The sequence below is a fragment of the Zoogloea sp. LCSB751 genome (assembly GCF_002028455.1).
Taxonomy (GTDB): Bacteria; Pseudomonadota; Gammaproteobacteria; order Burkholderiales; family Rhodocyclaceae; genus Zoogloea.
Genome location: NZ_MWUM01000018.1, coordinates 94,574 through 109,826, shown reverse-complemented (window position 1 = coordinate 109,826; position 15,253 = coordinate 94,574). Strand labels below are relative to the sequence as shown.

Sequence of the window (15,253 nt, the reverse complement as noted above, 5' to 3'; positions counted from 1 at the left end):
CGGGAGTTCAAGAAGGGGGACACACCGCGGGGCGGGATTCTGGAGAGCGTGCGCTGGGTGGAGAGCTACGAGCGGATTGTATTGACCCAGCAAATCCTGCACAGGTCATGCAGCTAAAGCGAATGCCTCAGCCGGGGTCTTCATCTCCAGCGCCTGATGCGGCCGCCGGTGGTTGTAGAACTGGATCCAGTCGCCAATGACGCGGCTGGCGTGTTGCAGGGTTTCAAAGCGGTGGCGATGGATGCATTGCTCCTTCAACGTTCGGATCATCCGCTCCACCAGGCCGTTCTGCTGCGGGGTGTAGGGCGTGATGAACTCCTGCTTCAGGCCGTAGCTCTTGACCAGCGCCGTGTAGCTGCGGCTGGTGAAGACCAGGCCATTGTCCGAGCGCAGCAGAAACGGCGCCTTCACGCGCCCCAGCGTACCGAAGCGAGCAATCAGGGCCTGTTCCAGCGCACTTTCGGCGGTACGGGACTTGCCGCTGCGTGAGACATGCCAGCCCAGCAGCTCTCGGCTGAAGCAGTCGATCACCAGCGCCAGCGTGGCCCAGCCGTCCCTCCCTGCCCAGACACGGCACAGATCCGTCGCCCAACGCTCGTTGGGTTGGGATGCCCTTGAGCGCCGCGCCTCGATCCGCGGCCGGAAACCGACCGGGCGCTTCCTCACCTGCCAGCCCTGCAGCTGGAACACCCGCTGCACGGTGTTCTTGTTGAACCCAAGCAGATGCGCCACCGTCCGGTAGCCAAAGGACGGGTTGTCCTCAATCATCGCCTTGATCGGTTCGGCAAAGCGGGGCTGCACCTTCGGTGGGGCCTTCACCGACTGGTAGTAAAAGGTGCGGCGGGGCACTTCAAACCACCGGCACAGCTGGCTGATCGAGACGACGACACCTTCTTCCTGCAGTCCCTGGCGGATCGTCTCGATCACTTCTCGTCCTCACCCAGCAGGGACTGCAATTTTTTTCGGGCACGCAGCTCCAGCATCGCTTCCCCGTAGGCTTCCTGGAGTTGCTTGATCTGCTTCTCGTACTGCTCCCGGATGTCCAGCGGGTTGGCACGCAGCGCGTTCTCCATGCCCCGCTTCGCCTCATCGATCCAGGTCTCGATCTCTGAAGGGGGCAGATCGTACGAACGGCTGGCCTCCGCCACCGTCGTCTTCCCTTGCAGGATTTCCATCACCAGCGCGCTCTTGCGCTTGGCTGTCCAACGCTTGATTTCGTCTTCCATCGCCGTACTCATGTGTCGTTCCTTTCAAGGTTAACACCTGAGCAGGGATTTACTGGGTCAATACAGGCCGGAGTTCGCCGGCTGGATCTGGGCGCTGGTCGAAATCGATCCGGCCATGCTCGATGATCAGATCGAACGGGTGAACAGCACCCTGCCACGACGGGTGCTCTCCCGTCTCGATTTACCGGCATGGGCAGGGTAAAACTACCGGTGCCAAGCCGGGCAACGTGGATGCTCAGGTCTTGAATCGCGAAATGCTTGCACGAATCTGCGTTGTCAGCACCTCCATTTCACGTGCCGCATCGGAGGTGGAGCGGGCCTGAACATGGTTGTGCCCCGCTTGCTCGGCAATGGTTTCCACGTTTCGGGCGATTTCCCGATTGGCTGCACTTTGTTCGCGCAGGGCGTCCGAAATCCCAATCACGGCATCGCTTACCTGTATTGCCCCGGTCTTGATATCTGCAATGCGGCCACCGGCTTCAGCAGCAAGGGAAACACCTTGCTGGACTTGTCCTTCCCCCCGGGTCATGCTTTCAACGGCCTTCTCTGCGCCTGTCTGGATATCGTCAACCATCCGGGTGATCTCGGTTGTTGACAGGCTGGTTCTCTCCGCAAGCTTGCGCACCTCATCGGCAACCACAGCGAACCCACGGCCAGCTTCGCCTGCACGCGCGGCTTCGATGGCTGCATTCAAAGCCAGCAGGTTGGTCTGATCCGCTATCTCCCTGATCACGTTCACGATCTGCGAAATCTCCTTGGATTCATTGCCCAGATGCAGCACCGCCTCGGCGGATTTATTGACGGTATCGGCGATCATGGCCATGCTCGAGATGGCCTGATTGATAACCTCACTGCCGGAGTCGGAAACAGTCCCCGAGTTTTCGGCCAGACTGCGACACGATTGTGCATGCTCGGCCACCTGCTGAATACTCGCTGTCATCTGTTCCACCGCGCTGGCCATTAACGTGGCTGACTGACTCTGCGTCCCAGAACTGGCAGCAACGGCATCGGAAGCCATCGAGAGCTTGTGAGCGCTTTCGGCCAGCCCACGAATGCCTGCATCAATTTCCGCGATCATGCTTCTGAGGTGAGTGCTCATGCCATCGACGGAGCGGAGCAATTCACCCACTTCATCCGAAGACTCAGCCTGAATGTGTTGGGTCAGATCACCATCGGCCACGCGCTGGGTCACGGCTAGGGCGCAGCGCAGCGGGTGCGTGATCCAGCGCCGTGTAGCGATCATCATTGTCACCACCAAGATCAGCGTTACGGCAATTGCCGCGATCGCTATCTGAACTTGAAGTGCTCGCACCTCAGAGACAAACTCATCCGAATAGGCACTGGTGGCAACCAACCAACCCCATTTCTCGAAGGGTTGGACCACAACGAGTTTTTCTCGCGCCTCCTTCTCTCCTGCGTTCTGCCACCAGTAGCGGGTGACTCCGTTACCTTTCTCTATGAGGGTACGAGCGACAGGTACTCCGTACTTGTCCTTTACGTCCATCAGGTTCTTTCCTTCGGCGGTGGGATGAATCACCGCCATACCGGGTACGACCGAGGCGTCCAGCACAAAGGCGTAGCCTGTTTCGCCCACTTTTACTGACCTTACTTTTTCCTTCAGGGCTTTGATGCTTTCTGTGAGATCCAGACCCACGAAAGCGATTCCAATCACTTTGCCCGCATCGTCGTTGATGGGCAGATAGCGCGTCATGTAATCCTTGCCGAACAGCGTTGCTTTGCCTACGTAAGGTTTGCCGTCGATTAACAGTCGGTAAGCCGGATGCTTCACATCCAGAGCAGAGCCTGTGACACGCTCTCCTTCCTTGTTCTTCACTGAAGTGGCTACACGGAAGAAGTTATCGCCTTCACGAACGAAGAGGGTCGCGACACCGCCCGTGACGCGGGAGAACTCATCAACCTGAGCGAAGTTGTTGTTGAAGACAACATCCCCTCCCTTCAGAGCTGGCAGGGCTTTGTCGCCTGAGGTGACAGGATGTGCTGAATCAACGCTCATCCTTTTGGGCAGGCTGGCTGAAAATGAGGCGCCCAAGAGGTTGGCGCTTTCCTCAAGGGAACTGGCGTAGGCGCCCATCATGTCGGCAATCTGCTGGTTCGTTAGCCGCAGTTCCTTGATGCCCCGTTGCTCCAGGCTGTCGCCGAGCCAGTAGGTCAGTAGGCTACCCGCGATAACGAAGACGATTGAGATGATGATCGTGAGGGCTGCATTGAGCTTGCCCGCAATGCTTGATCCGAACCCATTGCGAATTGCATTCATGGTTTTCTTTCTATTTTCGATGAACCGACGGTTTCTCATCGGCACCCTAATGCCTGTCTTGAGCGCAGGCTAGAGGGCTTTGGGCCCCAGCTTGGACTGTGTTTGACTTCAATCAAACGGAATCATCTTCATCGATTGCCGGCAACCAGTGCTGGCGGCCGTGGATGGAGATGTGCTCGGCGAGCATTGTCAGCGAGAATTGGGGAGGCTTCGCGTTAGAGCTTGTTGCAGATACCGCATCACGATGCCTGGGGCGCAGAAAGACGGTCAATGACTCGGCAGTGGTTGCCTGGCGTGCGGAGAGCTCAGCAAGTATCAAGGCGACCGCTGAGCTCTTTGGAATCTCTGTGGCGAGTGTGAAGCGGGCTTGTTCGAAGGATTGACGCCGGGGTTCAACTGATGACCTGGGCGGACCGGGCCGGCGGGCCCAGCAGCAGTATTCCTTGGACTTCCGCTCCCCCGCGCCATATAAAAAGAAATGACGCATCGGATTCGAGGCCGTGATTGCCATGAAGCATCGGGATCTGCTCGTTTTGCTTATGACTTTTGCCACGGGGCTGCTGTTGCCCGGGAGCGCCGCTGGATATTGCACGACGCGGGAGCGGATCCAGTTGCGCAACGAGGGGGTGTCGCCGCAGGAGATCGATCGCCTGTGCGGCGTGCCGCCGCAGCAGCAGACGGTGCCCCAGGCTCCGATGCGTTCGCTGCCGCCGGTTCAGCAACGCCTGCCGATGGCTACCGTCTGTGCGACCAGTGCGGGGCCGTGCCCGATGATGGTCGGCATGCCGGTCGGCTCGGCCTGCGCCTGTTACACCCCCTGGGGTGCCGTCCCCGGCATCGCGCGCTAGGGGGCAGAGATCATGGCTGACATCTTCCTGAGCTACGCGCATCCCGACCGGGCACGGGTCGAGGCCCTGGGCAAGGTGCTGTCCGAGCATTTCTCGGTGTGGTGGGACGCGGACCTTGACGCGGCGAGTACCTGGCGTAGCGAGCTGGAGGAACAGATCGACGGCGCGCGCTGCGTCGTCGTGTTATGGACCGAGGCGGCGCGGACCAGCGATTTCGTGCGTTCCGAGGCGAGCCGGGCGGCCCAGCGGCGCACCTTGCTGCAGGTATGCCTGGATGGGGACGGCGTGCCCCTCGGCTTCACCGAATCCCAATGGCTGGACCTGCGCGCGTGGACTGGCGATCCGGCCGACCCGCTGCTGCGCGACAACTTCGTGGTGCCCATCGAGAAGCGTGTGCGCGGCGCCCGCTCTGCGCTGCTGGTCGGCCTGGACGCCTACGCCCACGCCGCCGGCTTCCAGGTGTCGGCCAGCGCATCGGCCAATGTGGATGCACTGCACGACGCGCTCGGCCAGGAGGATGCCCATTTCGAGATCGAGTGCCTGCTCAACCCGGAAAAAACCGCGCTGATGAAGAGCCTGCAGAAGGTCTTCAAGGACGCGCTGCCCAACGACACGGTACTGTTCTACTACTGCGGCCACGCCAAGCTGTCGGCGCGTGGCGACCTGTATCTGTGCCCCAACGATTCGGAGCTGGATTACCTGGACGCCACCGCGATCTCGATGGAGTGGATCGCCAAGCGGGCCCTCAACGAGAGCGCCGCCGGTCAGCTGGTGATCATGCTCGACTGCATTTTCAGCCTGACGCCGGAGGCCAGCGGGCAGGTGGACATCCCGTCGATCCTGGTAGCCAACCTGGGCCAGGGGCAGGGCAAGTACCTGCTGTCCGGCTGCACGGTGACGGACCGGGACGTGGCCGAGAAGGGCGCGCAGGTGTCGCGCATGGTGCGCTGGTTCGTGCACGGCGTGACCACCTTCGAGGCCGACGACGGCGACAGCATCCTCACTGCAGACGAGATCTGCCGCTATGTGCAGGCCCGCATCGACGCCGAGGCGCCCGACCTGAAGGCGATCAGCAAGGGCTTCAACACCAATTCGAGTCGCGGCGAGATCGCCCGCCGCACCGCCGCGGCGCCGACAGCCACCGCGCTGCGCGGCAACCGGGAGTTCTTCCTGGCCATCCGCGGCTGCTTGGACGAGGGGCGGCTGGTGCCGCTGGTCGGCGACGGGGTGTTCGGCAGCGGCCCGCTGAGTTCCTTCCGGCTGGTCAGCGCGCTGATCCAGACCGCCGGGCTCGAGGCCGGCATGCGCATCGACGAGCGCTACCCGCTGGCGACCGCCGCCGAGTACCTGTTGCTGGTCTTCGGCGGTGAGCGCGGCGCCTTCCTCAAACGCCTCACCACGGTGTTGCAGGAGCAGAGCCAGAGCCTGGTGATGACCGGCACGCACCGTTTCCTGGCCGCCATGACGAGCCCTTGGATCGTCGTGTCGGCGAGTTACGACTGGGTCTTCGAGAACCTCCTGGAGCAGTCGGGGCTGCCCTTCACGGTGGTGACCCACATCCTCGGTGCCGAGGACGACGAACTGGATGGCCGCTTGCTGGTGATCCGCCGCGGCGGGCAGGCGCCCGGCGTGGAGGTGAAGCTGGCCGACAACTGGCTGCTGTCCGACCTCGGCGAGTACGGCGACCGCATCATCTACAAGATCGTCGGCTCGCCGTTCGCCAACGCGCTGGCCGATCCGCGCTCGGGCATCGATACGGTGGTGATCACCGAGAGCGACCACGTGACCTTCCTCGGCCGCCTGGAAAACGAGCACACCAAGCCGCCGAGCGCCTTCTCGCGGCGGCTGCAGAAGAGCGCGCTGCTGTTCCTCGGCTACAACCTGGACGTGTGGCATTACCGCCTCGTCGGGCACATCTTCAGCAACGAAGGGCAGGTCAGGCCGCGGCGGCGCTACGCGGTGCGCACGGCGGTGTCGCCGATCGAGGAGCGCTTCTGGGCCCAGCTGGTGGCTGCCGAGGATCGCCTGCAGTCCGACTGTGACGCCTTCGTGCAGACCCTCGGCCAGTTCAAGTAGGAGACGACGCCATGTCCAGCAGGCCGCATGGTGCTGTTCCCGATGATGAGGTCGAACCCTACGTCGGGCTGAAGCCCTACACCGAGGCCGAGCGGGACCGCTTCTTCGGCCGCGAGCGGGACGCGCAGCTGCTCATCAACAAGCTGTTCTCCCATCCGCTGACTTTGCTCTACGCGCCGTCCGGGGTCGGCAAAACCTCCCTGCTGCGGGCGCTGGTGGTCCCCGAGCTGGCCGCCGAGGAGGCTCAGGTGGTCTATGTGGACCGCTGGAGCGGCGCCGACTCCTGCCGAACGGTCGCCGAGGCCATTGCGCCGATCGATGGGGACCTGGGGAGCGCGCAATTGACCGAGGCTGCCAAGCAGCGCCTGGAGCAGGACAGCCGCACGCTGGTCCTGATCCTCGACCAGTTCGAGGAATACCTGCAGCGCTACGCCGGCGGTCTGGGGCAGCTTCCGGCGGCCATCGGCGCGCTGCTGCGGGCTTCCCTCGACGTGCGCGTGGTACTGGCCTTCCGCGAGGAGTTCCTGGCCAGCGTCGATGCCTGCCTGCGCGACCACGTGCTGTCCCTGTTCGCGTCCACCTATCACCTGGAACACCTGGGCAGGGAGCAGGCCGCTGAGGCGATCCGCGCTCCGGTGCTGAAGTGCGGTGGCAGCTGCGACGAGCTGCTGGTGAGCCAGCTGCTCGACGACCTGATGCCCCGCGACATGCCCCGCGCGGGCCGGCGCCTCTTCGACGGCGGGATCGAGCTGCCGATCCTGCAGCTGATCTGCCGACGCCTGTGGCTGGTGGCCCGGGCTGTGGGCGTGCGTGGCCTGCGTTTGCAGGACTACCGGGCGCTCGGCGGGCGGAGCGGCATCATCGCGGTCTATCTGGAGGAGGTCGTACACAACTTCGGCCTCTTCCAGTTTCACGACGCAGCCAAGGTCCTCAAGGCGCTGGCACCGCGCAGTGGCGTGAAGATCGCCTACCCGGTCGAAGCCCTGCAGGCCCAGGCGCGGATCTCGGTGGCGCGGGTCCGGCGCGTGCTCGTGGTGCTGGAGCGGCATCGCATCGTGCGTACCCGGGAAGGCAGCGGTGGGGTGAGCTACGAGCTGCAGCACGACGCCTTCATCGACATCATCCGGCCGTGGGTGGATCGCTACTTCTTGCGGCGAAGGCGGCTTTTCGGGGGGCTGGCGGCTTGTGTGATGGTGTTGGGCTTCGGCATCAACGCATGGCTGTGGCGCCAGGAGCTGCGCCGCGGCGATGCCCGGCGGGAGGCCGCCGAGCTGATCGACCGGATCGATGTGGATACCCGCCAGACGCTGGAGGCGGCCCTCACGCTGGCGCGGAAGGTGGATGACCGCAATGTGCGCAACACCCTGCGCCTGGCCGTCGCCAACTTCCTGCAGAGTCCGGCGCTGCTGCCCCATCAGGGGGTGGCCAACGGGGTGGTCTACAGCCGCGATGGGCGCTGGGTCTTGAGCGCCGGCGACGATGGCGAGGCGCATCTGGTGAACCGGCTCACGCTGGCTGTGGCGGCGCGGGTGAAGCACGGCGGCCCGGTGGTGGCGGTGGCGGCGAGTGCCGATGGGCGGCGGTTCCTGTCCGCCGGGCGCGACGGTGTGCTGCGGGTGTGGGACGAGGCCGGCCGCGACCTGATGCGCTGCGGCGGAGCCGGAGGCGCCGCGTGGGTGGATGCCGACCTCAGCCGGGACGGCACGCGGGTGATCGCCATCCGCGAGCGCGGTGGCGGAGCGCCAGAGCTGTTGCTGGCCCCGGTGGCGGAACCCTGTGCGATGACGAGTTTGTCGGGGCATTTCGGCAACGTCGGGTCGGCGTCCTTCGACGAGCGCGGCGAGCGCGTGCTGTCCTTCGGCAACAACGACAACACGGCCCGTCTGTGGAATGCCACCAGCGGCACGCTGCTGGCCACCCTGACCCATCCGGACGAGGTGCTGTCGGCGAGCTTCTCGGCCGATGGGCGCGAGGTGGCGGTGGCGGTGGCGAACGGGGAGATCTACCGGTGGACCACCCATGGTCATGTAATCGGCCGGCCATTGGAGATCCCGGTGATCGCCGGTCAGCCGCCGGTGCTGCCGACGGCGGCGCGCCACAGTCCCGATGGCAAGCGCCTGGCGGTAGCCGGTTCGGACGGGCAGATTTACCTGTGGACACTGGGGGAGGGCGAGGCGCCGCCGTCCCGGCCACCGTTGCGCCTCGAAGGCATCCACGCGGGCGGTGCGCTCGGGGTGGCCTTCACTGCCGATGGTTCGCGCCTGCTGTCCTTCGGGGTGGACGACACCGTGCGCGTGTGGGACGACCCCTTCGAATTCCGGGCGCGGGAGTTTCGCGGCCATAGCCAGGGCGTGCGTGCCGCGGCGTTCGCTCCGGACGGCCAGCAACTGGCGAGTGCCGGCGCCGACGGTGCGGTGCGTCTGTGGCGCCTGCAGGCCGTGGATTTCCTGACGCCGTCGGGTAACGGCCTGATTCTCAGCAGCGCCGGCAAATACAGCTTCCGGGTGGCCAGCGGACAGTTGTTCGAAACCTCGGTGCCGGAGCAGCTGCGCAGCCTGCTGGGCAAGGGCGAGAACGTACGCACCGCGATCTTCAGCGGGGACGAGTCGCTGCTGGCGCTCGGGCTGACCGACGGCCGCCTGCGCCTGATACGCAGTGCCGATGGGCAGCGCCTGTTCGAGAGTGACGACGCGGACGGACCGATCTTCGCGCTGGCCTTCGACCGGGACGGCCGTCGCTTGGCCAGCGGTGGTTCCGACGGGCACCTGCGCCGCTACGATGTGCGTGCGCTGCGTGCCGACCACGGCGCCATCCCGGCCCACGCCGGGCCGGTGCTGAGCGTGGATATCAGCCCGGACGGTGCGCTGCTGGTCAGCACCGGTGCCGACGGTGCGGCACGGGTGTGGGCCTGGAACGGCGGCAAGCAGCCCCTCAGCACGTTGGAAGGCGAGACCGACCGGGTGCGGGATGCCCGCTTCAGCGCTGACGGCAAGCGCATCATCAAGCGCAACGGCGACCGCATCACCCCCTTCGATGGCGAGGCGTGGGCGCGCTCCGACACGGAGCTGACCGGCTTTGCGTTGAAGCTGCTCGGATCGGGTTCGCCGTGAGCGGGGCGAGGCATCCGGTCATATTCCACAAGGATTTGAAAAAATCTGTTTTGAGATTTAATTAAAATAACAAAAACAACAAAAACGCGTTTAGAATTGGGGCCAGTGAGTTCCCCATGAGACCCGTGACGCGTGATGACTGCCGAGACGATTTCGACACAGACCTGTTCGACCCGCGATGCGGCCCATCTACTCGGCATCAGTGTGCGTACGGCCCAGCTTTGGGTGGAGGAGGGGCGCCTGCAAGCCTGGAAAACGCCGGGAGGACACCGGCGAATCCTGGTTGAGTCCGTTGACCGGCTGCTGCTCGAGCAACGCTGTGCCGGTATCCATACCGCCGTGCCTTTCGGCATGCTGCTGGTGATGGACGACGAAGCGGAGCGCAACGCGCTGCAGGGCCTGCTCGGCAAGCTGTTGCCGGACTGCCTGGTGACGTCCACGTCCTGCCCGTGCGACGGCCTGCTCCGCGTCGGAGAAATGGCACCGGAGATCTTCGTGGTGGATTGGCGTGTCGGCGGGCTGGACGCCGGGAGGATCGCCCACGCATTGCTCGGCCGGGTGCGCAGGCAGCCGATGCTGGTGGTGGTGCTGGTGGAGTCGGATAGGGAGAGGGAGGAGGCTCAGGAGCGTTTGCCGGGGGCTGCGGTGCTGGTGGATGTGCCGGTAGATGGCGACGGTCTGGCCGCGATCGTTCGTACTTTCCTGGGTATCGGGGGACGGCGGCGGCGGCCATCTGCCACCCGCCGGCCGGAGGCCGTGCAATAGCGACGACCGCCACGCCTCCACCCTGCAGTCCGACAATTCTTATGTCATGAATCCGACATCGCCACAGGCCGTCGGCGGCTTTCCTACATGGATTGGCGGCCGCTTCGACCTTTTTCGGGCGTGCGCGGTGGTGGCCCCCCTCTTGCTTCGGGCTCTCCTTTGCCGTGCTTAGTGCGCGTGGCGCGGCGCCATCGCCCGAGGAACATTGTCCATGAAGTTCTATATGACACCCGGCTCGTGCTCGACCGGCATTCATATTCTGCTCGAAGAGGTGGGGGCCGTCTTCGAGGTCTATATCGTCAATCTGCCGGCTGGCGGGCATCTCGAGCCCGACTACGTGGCGATCAATCCCAAGTCGACCATCCCGACGCTGGTGCGCAAGGACGGCAGCCCGGTCACCGAGTTCCAGGCCATCGCCTGGTGGCTGGCCCGTCAGTACCCCAAGCATCGCCTGCTGCCCGAAGGCGCAGACGGCGAGGTGAAGGTGCTGGAAGCGATGGACTACGTGGTCGGCACGATCCACGGCCAGGGTTTCACGCGGATCTTCACGACGCCCAATTTCACGCCCAATCCGGCCGACCACGACGTGGTACGCGCCCGGGGCCGCGAGATCGTCGAGCGGGGCTTTGCGGTGATGGACGCCCAGCTGGCCGGGCGCGAATTCGTCGCCGGTAGCTTCTCGATTGCCGATGCGGCGCTGTTCTACACGGAGTTCTGGGCCGACAAGCTGAAAATGAACCTGCCGCCCAACTGCCGTGAGCACTATCTGCGCATGCTCGAGCGGCCGTCGGTACGCCAGGTGCTGCGCGAGGAGGGCTACCGCGTGTGATGACGCGGCAGCCGGGGCTCACGGCGGCCGTCAATCCGGCCAGTGCCAGGAAGAGACCTGCCGCCAGTCCTCGCCGCGTTGGTGGTCGAGGCCCTGCGCTACCGCGCCTGATGCGCTGCGCACGCATTCCCTATTCTGGTTAATCGTCCTGTCATCTGGGGGCTGCAGCATCGCCGGCGGGGCGGTCTTGCAACGCTCCGCCCGGCCCGCTTCGGGGCCGAGGCATTCGACAAGAACAGGACAGAACAATCATGCGGAAATTCGTAGGGCCGATCATGTGTTCGGCGGCAGCGTTGGCGATGTACGGGTGCGGTGGTAGCGGCGGCAGCGATGTGCCGGCCAAGACCACTTTGGCGGTGATCGGGGATGTGCCTTACGGCGCAACGGCGACGGACACCTCGCAAACCACGGCTCTGCCGGCCTTCCTGAAGGCGCTGGATACCGATGCGGATGTCTCGCTGGTGCTGCACGTCGGCGACATCCATTCCGGCTCCCAGTACTGTACCCAGGCCTACGACGTGACTGTCGCCACCGACTGGAAGGCCCTGAAGAACCCGCTGGTCTATACGCCGGGCGACAACGAGTGGACCGACTGCCACAAGGCCAAGCAGGGCGGCGGCAGCTACAACGCCACCACCGGGCAGATCGACTACAAGGTGGACGCCGGCGGCAATCTGCTGAGCTACGCGGGCGGCGATCCGCTGGCCAACCTGGACCTGGTCCGCTCGATCTTCTTCGCCAAGCCGGGCAAGACCCTCGGCGGCGCAATGGACGTGCATTCCCAGGCCCTCGAATACGACGCCAACTACCCGACCGACAGCGGCTACGTGGAGAACGTGTGGTTCCAGAAGGCCGGCGTGCTGTTCGTGACCGTCAACATGCCCGGCGGCTCCAACAACGACACCGATCCCTGGTATGGCGCCCCGACGATGAGTCCGGCCCAGGCCCAGGAAGTGGCCAACCGATCGGCCGCCAACAAGCGCTGGCTGGATACCGCCTTCAACCGGGCGGTGAGTGACAACGCCATCGCGGTGGTGATCCAGCTGCAGGCCGACATGTGGGATGCGGATGGCAAGTCTGCCAGCCACATCGCCCAGTACAAGCAGTTCATCGACCTAATCGCCACCCGCGCCAAGGCCTTCGGCAAGCCGGTGTTGCTGCTCAACGGGGATTCTCACGTCTATCGCTCTGACAATCCGCTGGTGCAGGGCGCGGCGTGCCTCGTCGAGCCGAGTTCCGGCGCGGCGGCCGTCGCCTGTTCCGACGATGCCTACGCCAACCAGCCGAACGGCTACAACGTGCCGAACTTCCACCGCATCGTGGTGCATGGCAGCACCGTTCCGCTGGAGTGGCTCAAGCTGAACATCGACCCGAACTACGACAGCAAGGCCGCCGCGACGGCGACCCGCTTCGGCCCCTTCAGCTGGCAGCGCATGCAGCCGGCGCTGTAAGCCGGCAAGGCGAGAGCGCCCGCGGAAGGCGCTCTCGCCATCAAGGGCTATTTGGCCGTCGTGCTCGGGGCGACGGTCACGTACTGCCGGTCGCCGCCACGTTGCACCAGCAGGGCCACGGTGCCTGTGACGGTCTTGACGATGGCGCGGGCCTGATCCAGCGAGCTGACCGGTTTGCCGTTGATCGACAGCACCACGTCGCCAGCCTGCATGCCGGCGGCGCGCGCAGGGCCCGTGGCGGATTCGACCAGCAGCCCGGTGGCCGAACCGATGGCCAGGTGTTCGACGGCCTGCAGCGGGCGCAGCTGAAGGCCGAACTGGTGCAGCGTGCTGGTGTCCGGTGCGGGTGCCGGCGGCGGGCTGGAGCTTGCTTTGCCCGCCTCGCCGAGGATCACCGGCAGGCGACGGGCCTGGCCATCGCGCCATACTTCGAACTGCAGACGCTGGCCGGGCCGGGCCATGGTGACCAGGGTCTGCACGTCGCCGGCTGCCGTGATCGGCGTGTCGTCCACGCCGAGAATCACGTCGCTGGGCAGCAGTCCGGCCTTGGCGCCCGGGCTGCCGGGTATCACGTCGAGGATGATGGCGCCTGCCGGCGCCGGCAGGCGGAAGGCGTCGGCCAGCGACTGGTTCACCTCTTGCACGGTGACGCCCAGCATGCCGTGGGTGGCGTGGCCGGTGGCGGCGATCTGCTGCTGGATTTTCAGCGCCAGGTCGATGGGGATCGCGAAGCTGAGGCCCTGGAAGCCGCCGGTGCGGCTGTAGATCTGCGAGTTGATGCCGACCACCTCGCCGCGGGCGTTGAATAGCGGGCCGCCGGAGTTGCCGGGATTCACCGCTGCGTCGGTCTGGATGAAGGGCACGCCGCTGCCGTCCGGCAGGGAGCGTCCCTTGGCGCTGACCACGCCGGCGCTGACGCTGTTCTCGAAGCCGAAGGGCGAGCCGATGGCGAACACCCATTCGCCCACCTGCAGGTCGGCCGGATTGCCGATGCGGACGGTGGGTAGACGGTGGGCGTCGATCTTCAGCACGGCGATGTCGGTCTTGCGGTCGCTGCCGATCACGCGGGCGTGGAACTCGCGCCGGTCGGTGAGCTTGACGACCACGTCGCTGGCGTTGGCGATCACGTGGGCATTGGTCAGGATCAGCCCGTCCTCGCTGAGGATGAAGCCCGAACCCTGGCCGCGCACCGGAATCTGCATGCTGGCGCCGGCACCGCCGAACTCCTGCTGGAAGCGGCGCAGGAACTGCTGCACCGAATCGCCGCTGTCGTCGCCGGGGGTATCCGCCGCGTCGGGGCTGACGGACACCTGGCGCATGCCGCTGATGCTGATGTTGACCACCGCCGGGCCGTAACGCCGGGTGATCTGCGAGAAATCGGGCACGCCGACGATGGCGACCGAAGACGGCGCTTCGCTGGCCGGGGTGGCTGCAGGCGCTGCCATGGCGACGGCGGCGCTGCCAAGGGCGGCAGCAAGCAGGCCAGCCGTTATTGCGGGGGTGATGAAGTTCATGACGGCCTCCCTCCGAGGCGCTGAGCGGACTGCGTGGGTATGAGTGTTGTGGCCGCGATTATCACCTGAAGCGGTGTCGTGGCATGGGCGCTCAGCGTCGACGCCCGGCGATGACCAGCGCGATGCCGCCGAGGATGGCGATGGACGAGTACACCAGGCGCGGCGTGATGGCCTCGCCCAGAAAAACCACGCCACCGAGAGCGGCGATGACCGGTACGCTGAGCTGTACCGATGCGGCGCTGGCGGCGCGCAGCTGGGGCATCGCCATGTACCAGATCACGTAGCCGATGCCGGAGGCCAGCCCGCCCGAGGCGAGGGCGTAGGCGATGCCGGCCATGTCCGTCTGCGCCTGCTGCAGGGTGATGGCACTCAGCGCTAGCGCCAGCGGCGCGGCCCGCGCAAAATTGCCGGCGGTGCTGGCGGCCGGGTCCCTGCCGCCGCGGCCGCGCAGGGAATAGGCTCCCCAGGCCACACCGGCCAGTGCCATCAGCAGCGATCCACCCAGCGGCGGGGCCGACAGCCCGGGCAGGACCAGCGCGACGAGACCCGCGGCGGCGAGCGCCAGGCCGACGGTTTGCAGACGCCCGAGGTGCTCACGGTGCCACAGGCCGTAGCCGATCATTGTCGCCTGTACGGCGCCGAACAGCAGCAGTGCGCCGGTGGCCGCGGACAGGCTGAGATAGGCGAAGGAGAAGCCGGCGGCATACACGAACAGCGCCAGCGCGGAGGGCCAGTTACCGTGGCTGGCACCCGTTGCGCCCCCGCGCAGGCGCAGCAGCGCCCACAGGATCAGGGCCCCCGAACACACGCGCAGCGCAGTGAAGCTGGCCGCATCGATATGGCCGTCGCGCAGGGCGAGCCGGCACAGGATGGAGTTGGCGGCGAAGGCCAGCATGGCAAGCGTGGTCAGGAGTGCAATCCGGATCGGGGGCATGGGCGGGAGTCTTCGGGTGGGTGTGTGGTGCGGCCGGTTGACTTGAGCATCGAATAGCGGCAGCAAGTATGCATGGCCCGCCGCAGATCGGGGAGTGGGGGGAAGGTCGATGGGGATCATAGGAAACGGGCATCGGATCCATTTCATCAATCAATTAGATCAATTCAGTGTCTGGCGATACCATTGGTTCTGTCTCCAGTTCGGCTCACAGGCCTGAACGTACCC

The 15,253-nt window shown here is 65.3% G+C and carries 13 protein-coding genes; 7 read left to right on the top strand and 6 right to left on the bottom strand.

Annotation, left to right across the window (positions count from 1 at the left end; genetic code table 11):
* Nucleotides 1-105: 105 nt before the first annotated feature.
* Together B4920_RS18360 and B4920_RS18355 are read right to left on the bottom strand one after the other, a co-directional pair.
* Nucleotides 106-927 (bottom strand): IS3 family transposase, encoded by an 822-nt coding sequence (locus tag B4920_RS18360; RefSeq protein ID WP_079436095.1) that lies wholly within the window; start codon nt 925-927, stop codon nt 106-108.
* Nucleotides 924-1,238: a transposase gene (locus B4920_RS18355; protein WP_079433682.1), complete on the bottom strand. Its 315-nt coding sequence runs from the start codon at nt 1,236-1,238 to the stop codon at nt 924-926. Before B4920_RS18355 ends, B4920_RS18360 begins: the two co-directional genes overlap by 4 nt.
* A gap of 25 nt (nt 1,239-1,263) precedes the next feature.
* Between B4920_RS18355 and B4920_RS31000 the strand changes: the two genes are divergently transcribed.
* The gene (locus B4920_RS31000; RefSeq protein WP_079436093.1) at nt 1,264-1,428 is read left to right on the top strand and encodes a type II toxin-antitoxin system HicB family antitoxin; all 165 of its coding nucleotides are present in this window, start codon (nt 1,264-1,266) and stop codon (nt 1,426-1,428) included.
* Nucleotides 1,429-1,461: 33 nt separating this feature from the next.
* Here B4920_RS31000 and B4920_RS18345 read toward each other — a convergent pair whose 3' ends face one another.
* Nucleotides 1,462-3,501: a methyl-accepting chemotaxis protein gene (locus B4920_RS18345; protein WP_161493334.1), complete on the bottom strand. Its 2,040-nt coding sequence runs from the start codon at nt 3,499-3,501 to the stop codon at nt 1,462-1,464.
* A gap of 112 nt (nt 3,502-3,613) precedes the next feature.
* Nucleotides 3,614-4,012: a hypothetical protein gene (locus B4920_RS29530; protein ID WP_161493333.1), complete on the bottom strand. Its 399-nt coding sequence runs from the start codon at nt 4,010-4,012 to the stop codon at nt 3,614-3,616.
* A 28-nt stretch (nt 4,013-4,040) separates the two neighbouring features.
* Here B4920_RS29530 and B4920_RS18335 point away from each other — a divergent pair, with 28 nt between their 5' ends.
* The 6 genes from B4920_RS18335 (at nt 4,041) to B4920_RS18310 (ending at nt 12,580) form a co-directional block, all read left to right on the top strand.
* A complete protein-coding gene (locus B4920_RS18335) occupies nt 4,041-4,349 on the top strand; it encodes a hypothetical protein (protein WP_139379551.1) in 309 nt (102 codons plus the stop codon).
* Between the two features lie 12 nt (nt 4,350-4,361).
* Nucleotides 4,362-6,425 (top strand): TIR domain-containing protein, encoded by a 2,064-nt coding sequence (locus B4920_RS18330; protein WP_079436089.1) that lies wholly within the window; start codon nt 4,362-4,364, stop codon nt 6,423-6,425.
* Nucleotides 6,426-6,436: 11 nt separating this feature from the next.
* Nucleotides 6,437-9,535: a hypothetical protein gene (locus tag B4920_RS18325; protein WP_079436087.1), complete on the top strand. Its 3,099-nt coding sequence runs from the start codon at nt 6,437-6,439 to the stop codon at nt 9,533-9,535.
* 135 nt (nt 9,536-9,670) lie between these two features.
* Complete coding sequence (locus B4920_RS18320) at nt 9,671-10,300, top strand: helix-turn-helix domain-containing protein (protein WP_079436085.1); 630 nt, start codon at nt 9,671-9,673, stop codon at nt 10,298-10,300.
* Nucleotides 10,301-10,511: 211 nt separating this feature from the next.
* Nucleotides 10,512-11,129, top strand: coding sequence for a glutathione S-transferase family protein (locus B4920_RS18315; protein WP_079436084.1), 618 nt, complete (start codon nt 10,512-10,514; stop codon nt 11,127-11,129).
* A 251-nt stretch (nt 11,130-11,380) separates the two neighbouring features.
* Nucleotides 11,381-12,580, top strand: coding sequence for a metallophosphoesterase (locus B4920_RS18310; protein WP_079436082.1), 1,200 nt, complete (start codon nt 11,381-11,383; stop codon nt 12,578-12,580).
* A gap of 47 nt (nt 12,581-12,627) precedes the next feature.
* On the opposite strand, the gene B4920_RS18305 is transcribed toward B4920_RS18310, so the two are convergent.
* Nucleotides 12,628-14,094 carry a Do family serine endopeptidase gene (locus B4920_RS18305; RefSeq protein WP_079436080.1) on the bottom strand — a complete coding sequence of 489 codons (1,467 nt, stop codon included), beginning with the start codon at nt 14,092-14,094 and terminating at the stop codon, nt 12,628-12,630.
* A 91-nt stretch (nt 14,095-14,185) separates the two neighbouring features.
* Entirely contained in the window at nt 14,186-15,028 is an 843-nt protein-coding gene (locus B4920_RS18300; protein WP_079436079.1) for a DMT family transporter, read from the bottom strand.
* Between the last annotated feature and the right edge of the window lie 225 nt (nt 15,029-15,253).